The following is a 21,027-nucleotide window of genomic DNA, read 5'->3' on the forward strand; positions in this document are numbered from 1 at the left end:
AGACTGCCGTGCCGACGGCGGTGATATTGCCCACTCCGGCCTGCGGGAAGCCGGATTATGGGCCGGGTGCGGCTCCTCCGGGTTGGCCAGAAGTGCGGCCGCTGGATGAGAATCTATGTCATGACACTGAATGCTTCCCATCCCTTGATGGACGGGCGTACCGCCGACTCCGACCTGATCACCGCCTACCGCGGCGGCAAACCCGGCCGCCGTCCGGTCTGGTTCATGCGGCAGGCCGGGCGGTCCCTGCCCGAATACCGGGAAGCACGCCAAGGCATCGCCATGCTCGATTCCTGCCTGAAGCCGGAGCTTGCCGCCGAGATCACGCTGCAGCCGGTGCGGCGCCACGATGTGGACGCCGGAATCTTCTTCTCCGACATCGTCATCCCGCTGAAGCTGGCCGGGGTGGACGTGGACATCGTTCCCGGCGTCGGGCCGGTCCTGGGCGCCCCGGTCCGCACCGCCGCCGACGTCGCGGCGTTGCCGGAGCTGACGGACGAGGCACTGGAACCGATCCGTGAAGCGGTCCGGCTGACCGTGGCCGAGCTGGGCAAGAAGCCGCTGATCGGTTTCGCCGGCGCACCGTTTACGCTTGCGGCGTACATGGTGGAGGGCCGGCCGTCACGCGACCACCTGGGCCCCCGCACCATGATGCATTCGGACCCGGGGACCTGGAATGCGCTGGCCGCTTGGGCCGCCGACGCGTCCGGCAAGTTCCTGCGCGCCCAGCTGGAAGCGGGAGCCAGCGCCGGGCAGCTGTTCGATTCCTGGGCCGGTTCGCTGTCGCTGGCGGACTACCGGCGGCGGGTGGCGCCGGCGTCGACCCGCGCCCTTGACCACGTCCGCGGCCTGGGCGTACCGCTGGTCCACTTCGGCACCGGCACCTCGGAACTGCTGGTCGCCATGCGCGATGTCGGCGCCGACGTGATCGGCGTTGACTACCGGCTGCCGCTGGACGAGGCGAACCGACGGCTGGGCGGCCGCACGCCGCTGCAGGGCAACATCGACCCGGCGCTGCTGTCGGCGCCGTGGGAGGTCCTCGAAGCCCATGTCCGCGATGTGCTGGCCGCCGGCAGCGCCGCCCCCGGCCACGTGGTCAACCTGGGCCACGGCGTGCCGCCGGAAACCGACCCGACGGTGCTGACCCGCGTGGTCGAGTTGATCCACTCGGTGGCCCCGTAATCATGCAGCACCCCGACCCGCAGCACGCACCCGGCCGCCATGAACGGCACGGCGGGCGCAAACCCAAGCCGAGCACCGCCGTCGTCATCGGTGGCGGAATAGCCGGCCTGGTGTCCGCGCGCGAACTGGCCCTGGCCGGCGTCGAGGTGACGGTCCTTGAGGGCAGCCCCAAGTTCGGCGGCTGCGTGACGCGGCACGAAGTCGGCGGGCTGACGCTCGACGCCGGTGCCGAGTCGTTCGCCACCCGCTCCAGCGTGGTGTCCGACCTTGTCGCCGAGCTGGGGCTGGGCGCCGAGCTTGTGCAGCCGAACCCGGCCGGCGCCTGGATCCAACTGCCCGACGGCGCCCAGCGGCTGCCCAAGACGGGCGTACTCGGCATCCCCGCGGACCCCTCGGATCCGGACGTGGTGCAGGCGATCGGCCGCCGGGCTGCGCTGCGCGCTTCCGGCGACAAGGTCATGCCGCTGGGATCGTTGCTGCGCCGCGAACAGCTCAGCCTGGGCGAGCTGGTGCGGACCCGGATGGGCGATGCCGTGCTGCAGAAACTGGTGGCACCGGTGGTCGGCGGAGTGTATTCGGCGGATCCGGATGTTTTGGAAGTGGATTCGGTGATGCCGGGGCTGCGTGCCTCGGTGGCTTCGCACGGTTCGCTGACTGCCGCGGTGCGTGCCATCCGCAAGGCGGCCCCGGCCGGATCCAACGTGGCAGGCATTGCCGGCGGAATGGGACGGCTGACCGAGGCGCTGCTGGCGGATCTGAAGTCACGCCACGTTTCGCTGCACGCCGGGGCGGCGGCCACCGCCCTCACCCAGCGCGACGACGGGTGGCTGGTGGAGTCTGCGGCAGGCACCTTCGCCGCGGACGCGGTGATGATGGCCGCCGACGGGCGTGCAGCTGTCCGCCTGCTGGCCGGAACGGTGCCGGGTCTGGCCGGTCTGGAACCCGAAGCCGGACCCTCGGTGGCGCTGGTGACATTGGTGGTGGACCTGCCGGAGCTGGATGCCATGCCGCGCGGCACCGGTCTGCTGGTGGCGCCCTCGGTGCAAAACGTCAAGGCGAAGGCGCTCACCCATGCCACCGCCAAGTGGCCGTGGCTGGCGGACGAAGCCGGTCCGGGCAGCCACGTGCTGCGGTTGTCCTTTGGACGCGCGGTGGGGCAGCAGGGCGCCGAGGACTTCACCGGCTGGAACGACGACGAGCTTTACCGGCAGGCGCTGGCGGATGCCAGCACCCTGATGGGTGTGGGCATCGGCGACGACGACGTGGTGGGTTGGAAGGTGGTGCGCTGGATCGGTGCACTGCCGTCCGCAACGCTGGGGCACCGCGACCGGATGGCCGCGGTGCGCCGCGAACTGGCCGCACATACCGGGGTGGACGTGACCGGCGCCTGGCTGGCCGGCACCGGTTTGGTGGCGGTGGTGGGCGACGCGCGCCGCCGCGCGCGGGAGTTGGCCGCCCGGCTGCAACCCGCAGCCTGATCTTCTACAATGTGTAGAAGCAGAGTTTTCGATTAATTACGATGCAGAAGGCAGACTGGTAAGCATGAGCGAATCGGCAAAGTCAGAGTCAGCAACCACCGCCGCCGGCGGCACCGACGAGGAGCTGTTCTACACCCTCTGGACGGTATTCAAGCGCACCGGTGCGCCGGCGGATCCGTCCGCTGTGGCAGCGTTCGATGAAACGGTTGCAGAACTGGCCGGCCGCAAGGTCACGCTGCGCGGCGCCTACGATGTGTCCGCCATGCGCGAAGACGCCGACGTGATGATCTGGCTGCACGGCCCGCAGCCGGACGAGCTCCAGGCCGCCGTGCGCGCGATCCGCCGCACCGGGCTGTTCGCCGCCACCGAACTCGTGTGGTCCGCGATGGGTGTCCACCGCGACGCCGAGTTCAGCAAGAACCACGCGCCGGCCTTCTCGCTCGGCAAGGAGCCGGAAGCCTGGCTCTGCGTGTACCCGTTCGTGCGCTCCTACGAGTGGTACCTGCTGCCCGCCGAGGAACGCGGCAAGATGCTGCGCGACCACGGCATGCTCGGCCGCGACTACCCGCAGGTGCTCGCCAACACCGTTGCCTCCTTCGCGTTGGGCGACTGGGAATGGATCCTGGGCCTGGAAGCTCCCGAGCTGATCGACCTGGTGGACCTGATGCGCCACCTTCGCTACACGGACGCCCGCAACCATGTGCGCGAAGAGATCCCGTTCTACACCGGCAAGCGCATCAGCACCGCCGAGATTGCCGAGGTGCTGCGGTGAGCCAGCCAGCCGAAGCTACCTTCGACCCGCGTGCCGGGGTGGCGCCCGACGGGACCATGCAGCCGAAGAACTATGACGCCCTGCTGCTGGCCTCCTTCGGTGGGCCCGAGGGCCAGGACGACGTGATCCCGTTCCTGCGCAATGTCACCAGCGGCCGCGGTATCCCCGACGAACGGCTCGAGGAAGTCGCCACCCATTACCGCGCCAACGGCGGCGTCAGCCCGATCAACGCACAGAACCGTGCGCTGAAGTCGGCCCTGGAAGCAGAGCTGGCCCGCCGCGGGATCAACCTGCCGGTGCTCTGGGGCAACCGGAACTGGGACCCCTACATCACCGACGTTTTCAAGGAAGCGTACGACGCCGGCCATCGCCGCGTGCTGGCCCTGAGCACCAGCGCGTACTCCGGCTACTCCAGTTGCCGGCAGTACCGTGAGGACTTCGGCATGGCACTGGTGGAGACCGGGCTGGCCGGAAAGCTGGAAGTGGACAAGGTCCGCCAGTACTTCGACCACCCGGGCTTCGTGGAACCGTTCGTGGAAGGACTGGCCGAGGGGCTGAACCGGGTCCGTGCCGAACTGGCCGCACAGGGTGCCGAGGACGCGCCCGTCCACATCCTGTTCGCCACCCATTCCATTCCGATTGGGGACGCCGAGAACGCCGGACCCCGCGGCGAGGAGTACGAGGGCGGCAGCGCCTACGTGGCGCAGCACCTGGCCACCGCGCGAGCGGTACTGGACCGGGTACCGGAAGCCGCCGGCGTCGATTGGTCGTTGGTCTACCAGTCCCGCTCCGGCGCTCCGCATGTGCCGTGGCTGGAACCGGACATCAACGACGCAATCGAGGAACTGCCGGCGCACGGCGTGAAGGGCGTGGTCATCGTTCCGCTGGGCTTCGTCAGCGACCACATGGAGGTGGTCTGGGACCTGGACACCGAGGCGTTGGAAACCTGCCGCAACCTCGGCCTGGCCGCAGCCCGCATCCCGACGCCGGGCGTACACCAAAAATTCGTCGAGGGCCTGGTGGACCTGGTCTGCGAACGGACGCTGGAGCAGCACAAGGCCGAGCGTCCCGCGCTGTCCGCGCTGGGCCCCTGGATGGACGTCTGCATGCCCGGCTGCTGCGCCAACCGCCGCGGCGAGAAGCCGACCGTCGCGGGCATGGATTCGACCGTCGGGGTGACGCAGCCATGACCGTGACCGTCCGCGTGGGTACCCGCGCCAGCGCCCTGGCCGTCACCCAGACCACCACCGTGGCCGAGGCACTGGCCGCCGGGGGAGCGCTGGAGTACGAACTGGTCCGGATCAAGACCGAGGGCGACGTGCTCAAGGGGCCGCTGGCCCAAATCGGCGGCACCGGTGTGTTCACCGCCGCCCTGCGCGAGGCGTTGTTGGACGACCGCTGCGACGTGGCCGTGCATTCGCTCAAGGACCTGCCCACCGGCGTGGCGGAGGGTTTGCAGATCGCCGCTATTCCGGTGCGGGTGGATGTCCGGGACGCGTTGTGCGCCCGCGACGGACTGACACTTGCCGAACTGCCGGCCGGGGCCAAGGTGGGCACGGGCTCGCCGCGCCGGGCGGCCCAGTTGCGCGCCGCCCGCCCCGATCTGGACGTGGTGGACATCCGCGGCAACGTGGACACCCGGCTGGGACGGGTCAAGGGGTTGACGGGTGAAGCGATGGTCGAAGGAAAGCACGCCGATCTTGACGCCGTCGTGCTGGCCGCCGCCGGTCTGGCCCGGCTGGGCCGAACCCAGCATGTAACGGAACTGCTGGATCCGTCGGTCATGCTGCCCGCCCCGGGCCAGGGTGCGCTGGCCGTTGAATGCCGGGTGGCCGACGCAGCGGCCGGCACGGCGCTGGCCGGCGCGCTGGCCGAGTACGACGACGCGGAAAGCCGCTTGGCCGTGACCGCCGAACGCTCGCTGCTGGCGCGGTTGGAAGCCGGCTGCAGCGCACCGGTGGGCGCGTTGGCACGGGTGGACGCCGGCAGCCTGATCCTGCGGGCAGTGGTCTGCAGCCCCGACGGCAGCCGACTGTTGCACGGTGAGCAGCAGGTGCACGCCGCCGGTGCCGAAGACGCCGTGGCGCTGGGGGCCCGGCTGGCGGAAGAGTTGCTCGGGCAGGGCGCCGGCGACTTGATGAGCCAGGCTGGCCACTGACCATGGCGTTGCTGCGGCAGCGCGGGGCGCCGGAGAACCAGCTCCAGGGGCTGCGGGTGGTCCTGCCGCGCACACCGGACCGCGCGGCCGGGATGGCAGCCGAGCTGCTCCGGCGGGGCGCATCGTCCAGCGTCATGCCGCTGATCGATTTCGAGCGGACGGACAAGCCCGCCGAACTGGACGAAGCCCTCACCCTGCTGGCCCAGCACAAGGTGGACTGGCTGGTGATCACCAGCATCACCACGGTGCGGGCGCTCAAGGCCTGCGCCCTGGACCGGGGAACCAGCTTGGCCGCCCTGGTCGGCGACACCAAGGTTGCCGCCGTCGGCACGCCGAGCGCCAAGGCGCTTGAGGCGGAAGGCATCTCGGTGGACCTGGTTCCGCCCGGCAGCATGGACGCCGTCGGCCTGGTGGAAGCCTGGCCGCTTCCGCCCGAAGGCGCCAGCCGCTCGACGGAGCGGATGATGGTGTTGCTGCCGCAAGCCGACATCGCCGCCCCCACGGTTTTCGAAGGCTTGATGGCCAAAGGCTGGCAGGTGCTGCCCGTCACCGCCTACCGAACCGTGGACTACCCCGCCCGGCCGGAGTTCCGGCTGACGGCCGCGCTGGAGATCGCATCCGGTGAGCGCGCCGACGGCATGGAAGTCATCACGGCCGCCGATTTCCGCGGCCGCGCGCTTGACGGCGACATTGACGCCGTCGTCCTGACCTCGCCCAGCGTGACCCGGCGGTTGGCCGGTCTTCTGGACCCCTGGCCGGCCGGACTCCGGCTGATCGCCATCGGCAACAGTTCGGCACGGCAGGCGGCCGGACTGGGGCTGAAGATCGCGGCCACTGCCGCAGAACCGACGCCGTCCGGCATCGCCGACGCGCTCGCACAGACCCTGGAGCGCCAGCCCACCGAAACGGAAGGAACGCCATGAGCTTCCCCTACCACCGGCCCCGACGACTGCGGACCACCGAAGCGATCCGCCGGATGACTGCGGAGGTCCGGACCCACCCGAACCAGTTGATCCTGCCCGCGTTCATCCGCGAAGGCATCAGCGAGCCGGTGCCGCTGCAGTCCATGCCGGGCGTGGTCCAGCACACCACGGACTCGCTCAAACGGGCGGCCGCCGAGGCCGTCGAGTTGGGACTGGGCGGAATCATGCTCTTCGGCGTTCCCGCGGTGCGCGACGCCGTCGGCAGCGCGGGGGTGGACCCCAACGGCGTCCTCAACCGCGCCATCGCCGAGGTAAAGGCCGAGGTAGGCCACGACCTGGTGGTCATGGGCGACGTTTGCCTGGACGAATTCACCGACCACGGGCACTGCGGCGTGCTGGCTCCCGACGGCACGGTGGACAACGACGCCACCCTGCCGATCTACGCGGAGATGGCAGTGCTCCAGGCGGCGGCGGGAGCCGATGTGCTGGGTCCGTCCGGCATGATGGACGGCCAGGTGGCGGTGATCCGCCAGGCCTTGGACGAAGCCGGATACCAGGACGCCTCCATCCTGGCCTACGCCGCCAAATATGCTTCGGCCTTCTACGGCCCCTTCCGTGAGGCGGTGGATTCACAGCTCACCGGAGACCGGCGCACCTATCAGATGGATGCCGCCAACCGGCGCGAGGCCATCCGCGAAGTGGAACTGGATCTGGCCGAAGGCGCCGACATGATCATGGTCAAACCGGCCATGAGCTACCTCGACGTCCTCTCCGACGTGGCGGAGATGTCTCCGGTGCCGGTGGCCGCCTACCAGATCTCCGGCGAGTACGCGATGATCGAGGCGGCCGCATCCAATGGCTGGATCGACCGCAAGGCCGCCATCCTGGAGTCGGTCCTCGGCATTCGCCGCGCCGGTGCCGACATGGTGCTGACCTACTGGGCCCCGGAACTGGCCCGCTGGCTGAAGTAGCCACCTGAACTCCCTGCCGCCTGCGGTCGCCACCGTGCCCGCAGCGGACTCAAGCTGTGCCGAAAGGAACCATGACCATGACTGAAGCCTCCCGCTCCGAGGAACTCTTCGAACGCGCCCGCCAACTGATGCCCGGCGGCGTGAACTCGCCGGTGCGGGCCTTCGGCTCAGTGGGCGGAACCCCGCGCATGATGGTCAGCGGCAAGGGCGCCTACCTCACCGACGCCGATGGCCGCGAGTACGTGGACCTGGTCTGCTCATGGGGACCGGCCCTGCTGGGCCACGCCCACCCGGCCGTGCTCGAGGCCGTGCACTCCGCGGTGGACCGCGGCCTGTCCTTCGGCGCCTCCACGCCGGCCGAGTCCGAGTTGGCCGCCCTGGTCGTCGGCCGGGTCTCCGCCGTCGAGCGCCTGCGGATGGTCTCCACCGGTACGGAAGCGACCATGACCGCGGTCCGCCTTGCCCGCGGCTACACCGGGCGCAACCTGATCGTGAAATTCGCCGGCTGCTACCACGGACACCTGGACGGGCTCCTGGCCGCCGCCGGGTCCGGCGTCGCCACGCTGGCGCTGCCCGGCTCGGCCGGCGTCACCGAGGCGACCGCCGCCGAGACGCTGGTGCTGCCGTACAACGACATCGCCGCCGTCGAAGAGGTCTTCGCCGCCCGCGGCGGCCAGATCGCCGCGGTCATCACCGAGGCGGCCCCTGCCAACATGGGCGTGGTCACCCCCGCCGACGGCTTCAACGCCGCCTTGTCCCGGATTACCCGTGAACACGGTGCGCTGCTGATCCTGGACGAAGTGCTCACCGGCTTCCGTACCGGCCACGCCGGCTACTGGGGGCTGACCGGCGGAGCCGATGGTGCAGCCGATCCGTTCGTGCCCGACCTGCTGACCTTCGGCAAGGTCATCGGCGGCGGCATGCCGGTGGCTGCCTTGGGCGGCCGGGCGGACGTCATGGACTACCTGGCGCCGGTGGGCCCGGTCTACCAAGCCGGCACCCTCTCCGGCAACCCGATTGCCATGGCGGCAGGCGTCGCGACGCTGACTGCCGCAACGCCGGAGGTCTACACGGCCATCGACTCCCGCTCGCGCGAACTGCAGGCCGCACTGTCCGCCGCCCTATCCGAGGCCGGCGTGGACCACAGTATCCAGACCGCGGGAAACCTGTTCAGCATGGCCTTCGGCACCTCCGCCAACGGGGTGCGCAACTACGCCGACGCGCAGGCCCAGGAAGCCTTCCGCTACGCGCCGTTCTTCCACGCGATGCTCGACGCCGGCGTCTACCTGCCGCCCTCGGTCTTCGAAGCCTGGTTCCTCTCGGCCGCGCATGACGACGCGGCGATGGAGAAGATCTTCGCGGCCCTGCCGGCGGCCGCGCGTGCCGCCGCGGCGGCACGCGCGGCCTGACCCACTGGCCGAGCCGGCGCCGCCCCCAGCGCCGCGCAGTACAGTGCCGGGCAGCCTCCGGCGTCCCCTCGCCGGCCAAGGGCATGGCAGACTGGTCCTCAGACCGGCCCCGTGAGGGGCCGGTCTGCCGAAACGTCAAACCAAGGGAGTGCAGATGGGCCTGTTGTCCAGGCGCAGGCAAATGCAGGAAAAGCACGACGGCGGGACCCGCCAGACGCCGGAGGCCGCCGTTTACACGCCGCCGCGGTCCATGTGGTCGGACGGTATGGGCCGGACGGCCACCCGTTCCGCACAACTGCTGCTGGCGCTGGCGCTGGCCGTTGTGGTTATCTACGGACTGCTGCAACTGCGGCTGCTGGTCATTCCCTTCCTGATTGCCCTGATCTTGGCCGCGGCCGTGAGCCCGGTGGTGGGGGTGCTGCGCCGCTGGGGCTGGTCCCCGGCGCTCGCGACAGTCACCGCGTTCCTCGGGATCCTCGCAGTGCTCGGCGGAGTGGTCACCGGAATCGTCTTTGCGGTCCGCAGCGAATCGGACGAACTCGTCCGCTCCGCAAACGAGGGCTGGCTTCAGTTGCAGGACATGATGGCCAACTTCCCGCTGCCGGTGAGCCAGGGGCAGATCGACGAAGCGCTGGCGTCAGTGGTGGACTTCCTGACCAGCGCCGCCGCCGGTCGCAGCGCCCTCAGCGGGTTGTCGATGGCAGCGGAAATCATTACCGGGGCTGTCCTGATGGCCGTCATCCTGTTCTTCTTTCTCAAAGACGGTCCGCGGATCTGGGGCTTCCTGCTTAGCTGGTTCCCGGCGGCGCGGCGGCCCAAGCTGGAAGAGGCCGGATCGCGTGCCACGGACGTGCTGGGCAGCTACGTCCGGGGGACCGCCACCGTAGCGGCCGTCGACGCCTTTTTCATCGGTCTCGCCCTGTTCATCCTCCAGGTACCGCTGGCGCTGCCACTATCGGTGCTGATCTTCATCGGCGGATTCATTCCGATTGTCGGCGCCACCGTCGCCGGCATCTTGGCCACCCTCGTGGCGCTGGTGGCCAATGGCCCGGTGGCAGCGCTGGTGGTGGTCGCCGTCGTGATTGTGGTGCAGCAGTTGGAAGGCAACTTCCTGCAGCCGGTGGTGATGGGGCGCTCCGTGAGCCTGCACTCGCTGGTAATCCTGCTGGCCTTGACCGCGGGGACCATCCTGGGCGGCATCATTGGTGCAGTCTTGGCCGTTCCGGTGACGGCGGTGTCCTGGGTGGTCATTCAGGTGCTCACCGGGCGTTCCTCCGGTGAGGAACCCGCGCCGGTCAGGCGGCGCCGCTGAGCAGCGACGCCGACCACACATGCGAGAGGTCCCCGGAAGCCGAAGCTTCCGGGGACCTCTTGTTGCCCGCGGCGGCCGCTGAGGCCAGCGGCCGGGGAGGAGGTTAGAAGGCGGGGAACACGTCGCCGTTGGGCCAGGTCTCCTCGATGAACTTCTTCACATCCGGGCTGTGCAGCAGTTCGTCGAGCTTGGCGACGGCGGGGTTCTCGTCGCCGGCCTTCCATACCAGGAAGTTGGCATACGGGTTGTTCTCGGCGGACTCGACGATGACCGCGTCCTCCGTTTTCAGGCCGGCATCCAGGATGAAGTTGCCGTTGATGATGGCCAAGTCGACCTTCGGATCATCGATCAGCTGGACCAGGATTTCGGGCTGGTTCTCCTCGAACTTCAGCCCCTTGGGGTTCTGCTCGTCGGTCAACGTCAGCGCCGCCGAATCATCCTCGATGCCCTTGAGCAGGCCCTCGGCTTCGAGCAGCTTCAGTGCGCGAGGCTGGTTGGCCGGATCATTGGTGACGGCAATGGTTCCGCCGTCGGGGATCTCGTCGACAGTCTTGTGCTTGGAGGAGAACCCGGCGTACGGCTCAATGTGGATGCCTTCGCCGTGTTCGAAGTCGTAGCCCTTGTCAGCCACCTGCTGCTCAAAGAAGGCCAAGTGCTGGAAATAGTTGGCATCGAGCGAGCCATCGCTCAGGGCGATGTTCGGAGTCTGGTAGTCGGTGAATTCCTTGATGTCCAGGTCGATGCCGGCGTCCTTGGCCAAGTTCTCGTCCACGAACTGCAGGATCCGGCCCTGCGGGACCGGGGTGGCTCCGACCGTGACCGTCGTGGGATTGGCCGGGTCCAGCGTGGCATCAGCACTGGGGGTGGAATCTGAGCCACCGCAAGCCGTCAGCGCCAAGGCCGCGGCCAGGCCGGTACCAATGAGGGTTAGTGCTTTACGCATCTGTGTGCGTTCCTTTCAACTAACCGGGGCAGCCGCAGGGGGCTCATCCCGGATGTGGTGCAGCTAGCGGCTACTGGCTGCATTCCTCCGCGGCCTCACGGCTGGCGGGAGCATTGGGGGAGCGGGACTGCATTGTCCCTGTACTGGCGGAGACCGTTCAGACGGCGGCGGCCGGTTCGTGCCGGCGTTTCTTGCTGCCCGCGCTGGCCGCGCTGCGGTGGTCCACCCGTCGGGCCGAGGCGTCGCCGATCCACTGGATCAGCTGGACCAAGACCACCATGATTACGATCGTGACCAGCATGACCGTGGTGTCGAAACGCTGGAAGCCGTAGTTGTAAGCGAGCTGGCCGAGGCCGCCGCCGCCGGTGAGGCCTGCCATCGCGGAGTAGCCCACCAAGGTGACCAACGTCGTCGTGAAGGCAGCCACCAGCCCGGGCAACGCTTCGGGAACCAGGACCTTGGCTACGACCTGCAAGCGGGTGGAGCCCATAACCATCGCGGCATCGATCTTGCCGGAGCTGACATCCCGCAGAGCGGTTTCCACCAAGCGGGCGAAAAACGGCACTGTGCCGATGGTGAGCGAGACACAGGCCGCCAAGGCGCCGATCGACGTACCGGTGATCGCCCGCGCCAGCGGGATCAACGCGATCATCAGGATGGCGAACGGTATGGACCTGGTGATATTCACGATGACGTCGGACACAATCCGGTTGGTCACCCGCATCGGCCGCAGGCCTCCCGGTGCGCTGGTGTACAGGAAGATGCCCAGCGGCAGGCCGATCAGCAGGACAAAGACACCCGAGACACCGACCATCAGCAAGGTTTCGCCGAGGGCTTTGGGCAGGGCGTTGGTGAGGGCCGGGTTGGTCATCAGCTCGTCGATAAAGTTCATACTGTCTCTTCCTGGACGACGCGTACGGCAACCCCTTGGCCGGTCAAGTGGCGGGCGAGGGACGCGGTGTCCGCCCCGGCCGGCAACTGGATGCGGAGGTGGCCGAACTGGGTGCCGGCCAACGACTCCACGCTGCCGGCCAGGACGTTTAGGTCCATGCCAAAGGCGCGTGCGGCTCCGGTGAGCACCGGTTCGGATGCGCTGTCGCCTGAATAAAGAATTTCCAGCACCGTGCCGCTGCCGTTGGTTTCGGCCGGCGGCAGCGGCAGCAGCGTGGTCGACAGCCGGCCGCCGAGATCGGCCGCCACATCGCGCAGCGGACCATGCTCGACGATCCGGCCCGCCTCAAGGAGCGAGACCGAGTCGCAAATGCGCTTGATGACCTGCATCTCGTGCGTGATCACCAGCACGGTCAGCTGGAGCCGCTGCGTGAGGTCGTGGATCAGCGTCAGGATTTCATCGGTGGTCTTCGGGTCAAGCGCCGACGTGGGCTCATCGCAGAGCAGGACGTCAGGATCGGAAGCGAGGGCGCGCGCAATGCCGACGCGCTGGCGCTGGCCCCCGGAAAGCTGGGACGGGTAGGCGTTCTCGAACCCCTCCAGTCCGACCAGCTTGAGCAGCTCGGCCACCTTCGAACGGATCGCCGCTTTGGGCGTCTTGACGATCTCCAGCGGATGCGCGACGTTCTGGGCAGCGGTGCGCGAATCCATCAGGTTCGCATGCTGGAAGATCATCCCGATGCGGCGCCGGGCCGTCCTGAGATCGGCGTCCCGGGCCGCGCTGAGCTCCGCCCCGTTGATTGACACCGAACCCGACGTCGGGCTGTCCAGCAGGGTCAGGCACCGCACCAAGGTGGACTTGCCCGCGCCGGAATGGCCGACGATGCCGTGGATGGACCCCTTGGGAACGGACAGGCTGACGCCGTCCAGGGCTACCACTTCGCGGTTGCCCTGGCGGTAGACCTTGCGCAGGTCGGTAACGGTGATCATGAAACCTCGGGGAGTTGAACTCAGGAAGCATTGGCGGCCGCCATAGCACGCGCCGCCGCCAAGTCTTAATTATGACAGCCCGGGCGGCACGCCGGAATTCAGCAAGAGGTTGCGTCATATTGCGACCCGAAGTTGACAGTCCAACTCCCTAAGGGTGCTTCGGAATCTCGCGCTTGGGGGCAGGCGTCAAACGGCCGCGGGCATCAGCCGGACGGGCCAGACGCCGTCCACGACTGCGTCCGGATCGGTGCGCCGCAACCATTCCTGAAAGCTGGCTGCCTGTTGTACGCACCAGCCGATTTGCCGTTCATGCAGGTCGGCCGCGTCGATGCACAGCCCGGTGTAGCGGCGGGCGAGGGCATCAGCGACTCCGATGGTTGCCAGCGCGTCGGCTGCCGACGTATGAGCAGCCTCCAGTCGCACTCCATAGAGTTCGCACAGCGCCACCAGCGTGCGCTTCCCCCGCCGATAGCGGTCCATCTGCTTATCCAGTATGAACGGATCGATCACCGGAGTTGCTGCCGGGGATTCGAGGCCGTACCGCGCACATTCATTCGCCAGCACGGTGAAGTCGTAGGCGGCGTTGAAAGCCATGACGGGAACGCCGGCGTCAAATAATCCGGCCAACGCCTCGGCAATTCCGGCGGTGGCGGTGGCTGCATCGAGGCCTTCGGCGCGTGCGCGTTCCGTGCTGATGCCGTGGATCGCTGCCGCTTCGGCGGGTATGTCGACGCCGGGGTCAACCAGCCACTCGCGCTCCTGCACCGTACGTCCCACTTCGTCGACCAGCACAAGGGAAGCCGTGACGATCCGGGCAGTATGCGGATCACGGCCCGTGGTTTCCAGATCGAAGGCGGCCCGGGGACGTTCATGCCAGCTGTTCATGCCGGTAACCGTAGCCGCCGGGTCGGACGAAAACGGGGAGGCACGGCGGCGCGCGCGAAACTCCGGGGCTTCCGGTGCCTTGTGTAGGGCGGCACGGGCAGGTCAAATTACAATGGTGTAATGCGGGAATCGGTGGTAGAAGCGGTCCTTGACCTCGCAGCGATCGTTCCGCCCGGCCGCGTGCTCTCGTACGGGGACGTTGCCGAGCTGCTCGAGGTGGGCGGACCCCGGCTGGTCGGCAGGATCATGTCGCTACACGGGGAAGCGGCCCCTTGGTGGCGCATCATTCGTGCCAATGGTTCACTGCCCGATGCGCTGATGGCGCGGGCGGTGGTGCACTACCGCCGGGAGGGGACACCGCTGTCAGAGCCGGCTGCCGCTCCGGCGAAGGTGCGCATGGTCCAGGCCCGCTGGATGCCCCACGACGAAGAATTCGCGGCGATTGAGCGGTTGCGGCGCAAAGTGTCCGAGGCGACTGATGGGATGGGCGCATGATGGAGACTAAGCCAGCGGCGGGGCTGAAACTGGTCCGGCCCGAATCCACGTCCGCAGGCGCCCCGCTGCCGAGCCGGGACCAGGAAGCAGTCATTGGCCTGCCCCTCGGTTGCGGCCCGGTGCTGGTACTCGGAGGCCCGGGTACCGGGAAGACGACCGCCTTGGTGGAGCATGCGGTTCGTCGTGTGGAGAAGACCGGCTTGGACCCGGCGGGCCTGCTTTTCATGGCCCCAAACCGGCTGGCAGCCTCGAGGCTCAGGGATGCCTTGACGGCGCGGCTCGACCGCAGCCTGGGCACGTCCCCGGCCAGAACCTGGTCTGCCTACGCCTTCGACCTGATCCGCCGGGCCCGCGTGGAAGGTCTGCTGCCGCTGGTGGAACGGGCTCCGCGGCTGCTGTCCGGGCCCGAACAGGACCAGATCATCGCCGAGCTGCTGGCCGGCCATCGAGCGGGCTATGGCCAGGGAGCCGACTGGCCGGATGACCTGCAGCAAGCGCTGGCGACGCGTGGCTTCCGGCAGGAGATCCGCCAGCTTTTCGACCGGTTGACCGAGTACGGCAGCACTGCCGCGCAGTTGGAGCTCCTGGGCGCCGAGTGCGGCCGCCCGGACTGGATTGCCGCGGCACAGCTCTACCGTGAGTACCGGGACCTGATCGACCTCCGGATGCCTGAGGCCTTCGACCCGGCCGGCATCATTACATCGGCGCGTCAACTGTTGCTGGAACATCCCGGACTCCTTGACCGGGAACGCAGCCGCCTGCAGCTGATCCTGGCGGATGACCTGCAGGAAGCCAATCCTGCCGTTTTCGAGCTGTTGGCGTTGCTCGTCGAGGGACAGGACGCCGTGCTTGCGGCCTCACCGGACACGGTCGTCCAGGGGTTCCGCGGCGCCCGGCCGGATGTGATCGGTAAACTTCCGGGGCTCCTCGGTGCCCGGGACAAACCCTTGCAGACGCTGGTGTTGACCACCTCGCACCGGATGGCACCCGAAATCGCGGCCTCGTGGCATTCCACCGCGGCGAGGATCTCCCAGGTTGCCGGTGCCCACCGCGCCCGCGAACTTGTTCATCCTGGCCCGACGTCACAAACCGGAGCGGCCATCCAACCCGGCCGAGGGGACGCGGTGGCGGATGGTGCGCCCTCCGCCAGCGCGCACGTGGTGGCCTCGCCCGTCCACGAGCACCGCTATGTCGCCCAGCGGATCCTGGAGGCCCGGTTGTTCGAGGGCTACCGGCTCAGTGAGATGGCGGTGATCGTCCGAACCGGCGGCCAACTCTCCTCCCTCGCGCGCTACCTCACCGGCCAGGACATTGCGGTTAAAGTTCCGGTGGCTGAAAGCGCGGTGCGCGACGAAGCGGCCGTCCGGCCGTTGCTGGATGCGTTGGCCATGGCCCTCGATCCGGATCTGCTTGACGCAGACACCGCCGTTTCCCTGCTGACCTCCAGGATCGGGGGCGCTACGGCAATTGACCTGCGCCGCCTGCGCCAGGCCCTGCGGCGCGAAGAGCTGCTCGGTGGCGGGGGGCGGTCCAGCGATGCCCTGCTGGTGGAAGCGCTGGGCGACGCTGCGTTCCTGGGCACATTGGGGAGGGAGGGCGGTGCCGCACGGAGGGTCGCGCGGATGCTGCAGGCCGGCCGGGAGGCAGCGGCGGCGCCGGGCGCCAATGCGGAGACCGTGCTGTGGGCCCTGTGGTCGGCAGCCGGGCTCGCGGACCGCTGGGCCGCGCAGGCACTTCAAGGGGGACCGGCCGGTGTGCGGGCCGACCGTGATCTCGACGCCATGATGGCGTTGTTCCAGACGGCCGAACGGTATGTGGACCAGCTTCCCGGCTCCAGCCCGAGGCAGTTCCTGGAGTACTTGCTGAATCAGGAACTGCCGATGGACAACCTGGCGCCGCGCGCCCAGCTGCGCGAAGCGGTGGAATTGCTCACCCCGGCCTCCGCGGCTGGCCGGGGATGGCCGCTGGTTATCGTGGCGGGGGTCCAGGAAGGGGTGTGGCCAAACACCCGGCTGCGCGGAGAGCTGTTGGGCAGCACCCAATTCGTCGACGTCTTGGAGCATGGTGCCGAGGAGGCACGGCGGATCGACGCGGTGGCACGGCTGCGCGAGATCCGGTATGACGAATTGCGTAGTTTTTCCACCGCAATCTCCCGCGCTGAACGCCGGTTGATCTGCACGGCCGTGCAGTCGGAAGATGCCCAGCCGTCCCAGTTCCTGGATCTGGTTGATCCGTGGCTGGACCCGGAGACTCCCCGGCCGGCCACCGAAGTGCTCCGGCCGCGGACCGTGCGGGCGCTGGCCGCGGAACTCCGGCAGGCCGCCCAGCAAGCAACTGACCGTCCGGAACAAGCTGCAGACGCCGCGGCGGTTTTGGCCATGCTGGCGGCCAGTCCGGTGCCGGTGCCGGGGGCGCATCCCCGCGACTGGTGGGGGCTGCTGCCCCTGAGCAGCACGGCACCGGTCGTGCCGGAAGGGGAACCGGTCCCGGTATCCCCGTCGAAAGTGGAGGCTGTCCAGAAGTCGCCGCTGGACTGGTTCATCCAGGCCGCCGGGGGCGAAGCAGCCACCGATTTTGCCCGCAGCCTGGGCACGCTGGTCCACGCTATTGCGCAGGACCTTCCCGCGGGCACCGGAAGCGAATACGTGGCGGAACTTGTCCGCCGCTGGCCGCAGTTGGGCATGAAGGAGAACTGGGAAGGCCGGTTGGACTTCAACCGGGCCGAAGGCATGGTCCGGAGACTGGCCGAGTACGTGGTCCAGATGCGTCTGGAAGGACGGAGCCTGGCCGGCGTGGAGCAGGACTTCTCCGTGGATCTGCAAGGGCCCGAGCGCGTGGCCAGGCTCCGCGGTCAAGTGGACCGGTTGGAGCTGGACGCCGACGGACGGCTGCACATTGTGGACCTGAAGACGGGACGCTCCGCCCCGACGAAAGCGGAGCTGGAACGGCACCCGCAGCTCGGAAGCTACCAGGCGGCGGTGCGGGCCGGAGGTTTTTCCGGGCACCCACCGGCCGCCGGCGGCGCATCCCTGGTCCAACTCGGACAGGACCTGAAATCGGTCAAGGTCCAGCAGCAGGAAAGCCTGGCCGACGGCGATGACTGGGCGACGCCGATGATCCATGAGGCGGCGGCACTCATGTCCGCCTCGCAGTTCGAAGCCCGGCACGATCCGCAGCGGTCCCGGAACGGCGGCCACGGCTGCCGGGCCCCGGAAATATGTCCCCTGTGCGCAGAAGGAAGGCAGGTCACCGAATGAGCATCGGATCGGTCACCACCACTTACACCCCCGAAGAACTCGCCGGTTCGCTGGGCCAGCATCTGCCCACCGAGGAACAATCGGCCATCATCAGCTCCGCGATGCAGCCCTTGCTGGTGATAGCCGGCGCCGGCTCGGGCAAGACCGCGACCATGGCGGACCGCGTCGTCTGGCTGGTGGCCAACGGCCTCGTGCGGCCCGACGAGATCCTCGGCGTCACGTTCACGCGCAAAGCCGCCGGGGAACTCGCCGCCCGGATCCGTGCCCAGTTGGCCAGGCTGGACCGCAAGGGACTGCTGCCGCAGGAGGCGGACAATGCCGCCGGATTCGTGGAGCCTAAGGTCTCCACCTATCACTCCTACGCGAACGGCCTGGTCAGCGACTACGGGCTGCGCCTGGGCATCGAACGCGACGTGGTGCTGCTCGGCACAGCGCAGTCCTGGCAGCTGGCCAGCCAATGCGTGGAAGCCTATGACGGCCCCATCGAACATCTGGTCGCCGCCAAGTCGACGCTGGTCGGCTCCGTCATGCAGTTCGCATCAGAATGCTCGGAGCATCTGGTGACCCCTGAGCAGGCGGCCGAATACTTGGAGACGGAAGTGGAGCGGGTCGCCGCCCTTCCTTACATCGACGGCAGCGCGAAGCCGGCCAAACAGGACGTCCGAAAACTGCTGGATCGGCTGCGCACGCGGATTACCGTGGCAGGCCTCGCGGCCGCGTACAACCGGGCCAAGCGGGAACGCGGCGTACTGGACTACGGCGATCTCGTCTCGCTGGCGGCGCGCATCGCCCGCGAAGTGCCGCAGGCCCGCCAGCTCGAACGCAGCCGCTACAAAGTGGTGTTGCTCGACGAATTCCAAGACACCTCCCACGCCCAGATGGTGTTGTTCTCCGAACTGTTCGGGGACGGGCACGCCGTGACCGCAGTGGGAGATCCCAACCAATCCATCTACGGCTTCCGCGGTGCTTCGGCAGGCCAGCTGTTCGCCTTCCAAGAGCAATTCCCGCTGGTGGACGACGACGGACGCCGCGCCCCCGCTCCAGCGGGCTTCCTCACGGTGGCTTGGCGCAACAGCGAGAACATCCTGGGGATGGCCAACCGGATTTCCGCACCGCTGAACAGGGAGGATCCGAACCGGCCGCGCCCCGGCAGGATCAGTGTTCCGCCGCTGCGCCCCCGGCCCGGAGCCACAGATGGAACAGTGGCGCTGGGGCGGTACGCGACCGAGGCGGAAGAGACCGAGGCCCTCGCCGACGCCATCGAACGGGCGAGGATGACAGTCTTCGCGCGGGATCCGGAAACGGGCAGGGCAGAACAAGTCAGCGCAGCGGTCTTGTGCCGGCGGCGAGCCCAGATCCCCGGCATCGCCAAAGCACTGGACGAACGGGGCATTCCCTACGAAATTGTCGGGCTGGCCGGACTGCTGGCCCAGCCTGACATTGTGGATCTGGTGGCAATGCTGCGGGTCCTGGCGGATCCGGGACGCTCCGATGCGCTGATGCGGTTGCTGGCGGGTGCCCGCTGGCGGATTGGACCTGCGGACCTCATGGCCTTGGCCGACTGGTCGCGCTTCCTGGAGCGCAAGCGCCTCAGCGCCGTCCGGGCCGGCGAGGTTCCCGATCTGGACCGGGATGAGGCGACCGCGGAAACCGTCGTCGAACACGATCTGGCCGAGGCAGCGTCACTGATTGAGGCTCTCGACCGGCTGCCCAGACCCGGCTGGACCTCACGCCATGGGCGCTCGTTGACGGCTGAAGCGCTGGAGCGGCTGGCACGCCTGGCGGATGAGGTCCGCTACCTGCGCAGCTTCATCGGCGACGACTTGACGCTGCTGCTGGGTGAAGTAGAACGCACCATGATGCTGGATATCGAGGTCGCTTCCAAACCCGGCCAGAGCATCCACCAGGCGCGGCGCAACCTTGATGCGTTCCACGATGCTGCGGCCGCGTTCATGCAGACATCGCAACGCGTTGACCTGCTGGCCTTCCTCGCGTGGCTGGAAGCCGCGGCCGCCGAGGAAGGAGGACTGGACATGGCCCAAGTGGATGTTCGTCACGATGCCGTGCAACTCCTCACCGTCCACGCGTCCAAGGGGCTGGAGTGGGATGCGGTCTTCGTGCCGGGGCTCAACGACGGAGCCTTCCCCTCGTCTTCGGACAGCCGGTGGAGCAGCGGCCACGCCGCGCTGCCCTGGCCGTTGCGCGGAGACCGCTCGGATCTGCCCCAATGGGACACCGACCAGCCGGACCAGCTGTCCTGGCTGAACGCTGAGGCTGACTATAAGGGGGAGGTCCAGGCCCACGGCGAAGACGAAGAGCGCCGGCTGGCCTACGTCGCCTATACCCGGGCCAAACATCTGCTGGTCTGCAGTTCCGCCGGCTGGACCGGCAGCAAGGTGAAACCAACGGCAGCCTCGGTGTTTCTCACCGAACTGCACGAGTTGTCGCAGAGCTCACCCGGTGCGGTGCAGGTGGCGCATTGGGTGCAGGACGAGGATCTTGGGCCGGAAAATCCGTTCCGCGCCGAAGTGGAATCGGCGCTGTGGCCCTTTGACCCGTTGGAAGGACCGCGGGTTTACCGCAACGGTGTGCCACAACGCCAACGTGCCGGCCGGCGTGCGGCCATGGAGCAGGCAGCCGAGGCAGTGCTCGAATCGCTGGAACAGGACCGCCGGCCTCCCGCGGATTCAGCGTGGGCGCATGAAGCCAGACTGTTATTGGAACGGCACAATGCCGCGCCAACTGCTGGAGAGGTGCAGTTGCCGGCCCACATCTCCGCTTCGCTGCTGGTGGACTTGGCCGATGACCCCGCCGAAGTCACCCGGCGCCTGCGCCGTCCGGTGCCGCGCAAGCCCGGAATGGCAGCCAGGAAGGGCACGGCCTTCCACGGGTGGATCGAGGAATACTTCGGCACCACGGGGATGCTGGACCTCGAGGCGTATCCGGGGGCGGCCGACTCCTACATCGACGAGGCCTACGACCTGGACGGGCTGATCAAGACGTTCAAGGACTCGGAATGGGCCGGCCGGGTGCCGGCAGCCATCGAAGTGCCCGTGGAGACCCGGGTCGGCGACGTTGTGGTGCGCGGGCGAATCGATGCAGTTTTCCGGGACGCCGACGGCTGCTGGGACCTGATTGACTGGAAGACCGGCACCGCCCCGACGGGCCGGCAGATGGCCGTCAAATCCGTGCAGCTGGCCGTCTATAGGCTGGCGTGGGCCAGACTGCAGGGAATCAACCTGGACCAGGTCAAGGCCGCCTTCTACTACGTTGCCCAGGACCGGCTGGTGAGGCCGCACGATCTGGCCGGCGAAGAGGAACTGGAAGCGGCGGTCTTGCGGGCCTACGCCTAGGAGGGTGT

16 protein-coding genes are annotated in these 21,027 nt (G+C 68.3%); 12 read left to right on the top strand and 4 right to left on the bottom strand.

Features of this window, described 5'->3' with window-relative positions; all coding sequences use genetic code 11:
• Positions 1–120: 120 nt before the first annotated feature.
• The 9 genes from hemE to AB0N75_RS09000 all read left to right on the top strand — a co-directional run bounded on the left by hemE (position 121) and on the right by AB0N75_RS09000 (position 10,205).
• The gene (gene hemE / locus AB0N75_RS08960; protein ID WP_364648186.1) at positions 121–1,182 is read left to right on the top strand and encodes a uroporphyrinogen decarboxylase; all 1,062 of its coding nucleotides are present in this window, start codon (positions 121–123) and stop codon (positions 1,180–1,182) included.
• A 2-nt stretch (positions 1,183–1,184) separates the two neighbouring features.
• A complete protein-coding gene (hemG, locus tag AB0N75_RS08965) occupies positions 1,185–2,660 on the top strand; it encodes a protoporphyrinogen oxidase (RefSeq protein ID WP_364648188.1) in 1,476 nt (491 codons plus the stop codon).
• A gap of 64 nt (positions 2,661–2,724) precedes the next feature.
• Positions 2,725–3,432 (top strand): hydrogen peroxide-dependent heme synthase, encoded by a 708-nt coding sequence (gene hemQ, locus AB0N75_RS08970; RefSeq protein WP_364648191.1) that lies wholly within the window; start codon positions 2,725–2,727, stop codon positions 3,430–3,432.
• 56 nt (positions 3,433–3,488) lie between these two features.
• Positions 3,489–4,622, top strand: a complete 1,134-nt coding sequence (locus AB0N75_RS08975; RefSeq protein WP_364648771.1) for a ferrochelatase — start codon at positions 3,489–3,491, stop codon at positions 4,620–4,622.
• A 2-nt stretch (positions 4,623–4,624) separates the two neighbouring features.
• Positions 4,625–5,590: a hydroxymethylbilane synthase gene (gene hemC / locus AB0N75_RS08980; RefSeq protein WP_364648774.1), complete on the top strand. Its 966-nt coding sequence runs from the start codon at positions 4,625–4,627 to the stop codon at positions 5,588–5,590.
• A gap of 2 nt (positions 5,591–5,592) precedes the next feature.
• Positions 5,593–6,513, top strand: a complete 921-nt coding sequence (locus AB0N75_RS08985) for a uroporphyrinogen-III synthase (RefSeq protein ID WP_364648194.1) — start codon at positions 5,593–5,595, stop codon at positions 6,511–6,513.
• Complete coding sequence (gene hemB, locus AB0N75_RS08990) at positions 6,510–7,484, top strand: porphobilinogen synthase (RefSeq protein ID WP_364648197.1); 975 nt, start codon at positions 6,510–6,512, stop codon at positions 7,482–7,484. Before AB0N75_RS08985 ends, hemB begins: the two co-directional genes overlap by 4 nt.
• 77 nt (positions 7,485–7,561) lie before the next feature.
• Complete coding sequence (hemL, locus tag AB0N75_RS08995) at positions 7,562–8,893, top strand: glutamate-1-semialdehyde 2,1-aminomutase (protein WP_364648777.1); 1,332 nt, start codon at positions 7,562–7,564, stop codon at positions 8,891–8,893.
• A gap of 181 nt (positions 8,894–9,074) precedes the next feature.
• Positions 9,075–10,205: an AI-2E family transporter gene (locus AB0N75_RS09000; protein ID WP_364648200.1), complete on the top strand. Its 1,131-nt coding sequence runs from the start codon at positions 9,075–9,077 to the stop codon at positions 10,203–10,205.
• Between the two features lie 103 nt (positions 10,206–10,308).
• Here AB0N75_RS09000 and AB0N75_RS09005 read toward each other — a convergent pair whose 3' ends face one another.
• The 4 genes from AB0N75_RS09005 to AB0N75_RS09020 all read right to left on the bottom strand — a co-directional run bounded on the left by AB0N75_RS09005 (position 10,309) and on the right by AB0N75_RS09020 (position 13,914).
• Positions 10,309–11,148: a MetQ/NlpA family ABC transporter substrate-binding protein gene (locus AB0N75_RS09005; RefSeq protein ID WP_364648203.1), complete on the bottom strand. Its 840-nt coding sequence runs from the start codon at positions 11,146–11,148 to the stop codon at positions 10,309–10,311.
• Between the two features lie 157 nt (positions 11,149–11,305).
• Positions 11,306–12,040: a methionine ABC transporter permease gene (locus tag AB0N75_RS09010; protein WP_364648206.1), complete on the bottom strand. Its 735-nt coding sequence runs from the start codon at positions 12,038–12,040 to the stop codon at positions 11,306–11,308.
• On the bottom strand, positions 12,037–13,029 hold the full coding sequence (locus tag AB0N75_RS09015) for an ATP-binding cassette domain-containing protein (protein WP_364648207.1): 993 nt from the start codon (positions 13,027–13,029) through the stop codon (positions 12,037–12,039). Before AB0N75_RS09015 ends, AB0N75_RS09010 begins: the two co-directional genes overlap by 4 nt.
• Positions 13,030–13,215: 186 nt before the next feature.
• The gene (locus AB0N75_RS09020) at positions 13,216–13,914 is read right to left on the bottom strand and encodes a 3'-5' exonuclease (RefSeq protein WP_364648210.1); all 699 of its coding nucleotides are present in this window, start codon (positions 13,912–13,914) and stop codon (positions 13,216–13,218) included.
• A 120-nt stretch (positions 13,915–14,034) separates the two neighbouring features.
• On the opposite strand from AB0N75_RS09020, the gene AB0N75_RS09025 reads away from it, so the two are divergent.
• Genes AB0N75_RS09025 through AB0N75_RS09035 form a run of 3 tightly spaced genes read left to right on the top strand, consistent with a single transcriptional unit; the run spans position 14,035 to position 21,019 of the window.
• Positions 14,035–14,409, top strand: coding sequence for an MGMT family protein (locus tag AB0N75_RS09025; RefSeq protein WP_364648213.1), 375 nt, complete (start codon positions 14,035–14,037; stop codon positions 14,407–14,409).
• Positions 14,406–17,666, top strand: coding sequence for an ATP-dependent DNA helicase (locus tag AB0N75_RS09030; protein ID WP_364648215.1), 3,261 nt, complete (start codon positions 14,406–14,408; stop codon positions 17,664–17,666). Before AB0N75_RS09025 ends, AB0N75_RS09030 begins: the two co-directional genes overlap by 4 nt.
• Complete coding sequence (locus AB0N75_RS09035) at positions 17,663–21,019, top strand: ATP-dependent DNA helicase (RefSeq protein ID WP_364648218.1); 3,357 nt, start codon at positions 17,663–17,665, stop codon at positions 21,017–21,019. Before AB0N75_RS09030 ends, AB0N75_RS09035 begins: the two co-directional genes overlap by 4 nt.
• Positions 21,020–21,027: the final 8 nt, after the last annotated feature.

This window comes from Arthrobacter sp. NPDC089319 (genome assembly GCF_040684925.1).
Taxonomy (GTDB): Bacteria; Actinomycetota; Actinomycetes; order Actinomycetales; family Micrococcaceae; genus Crystallibacter.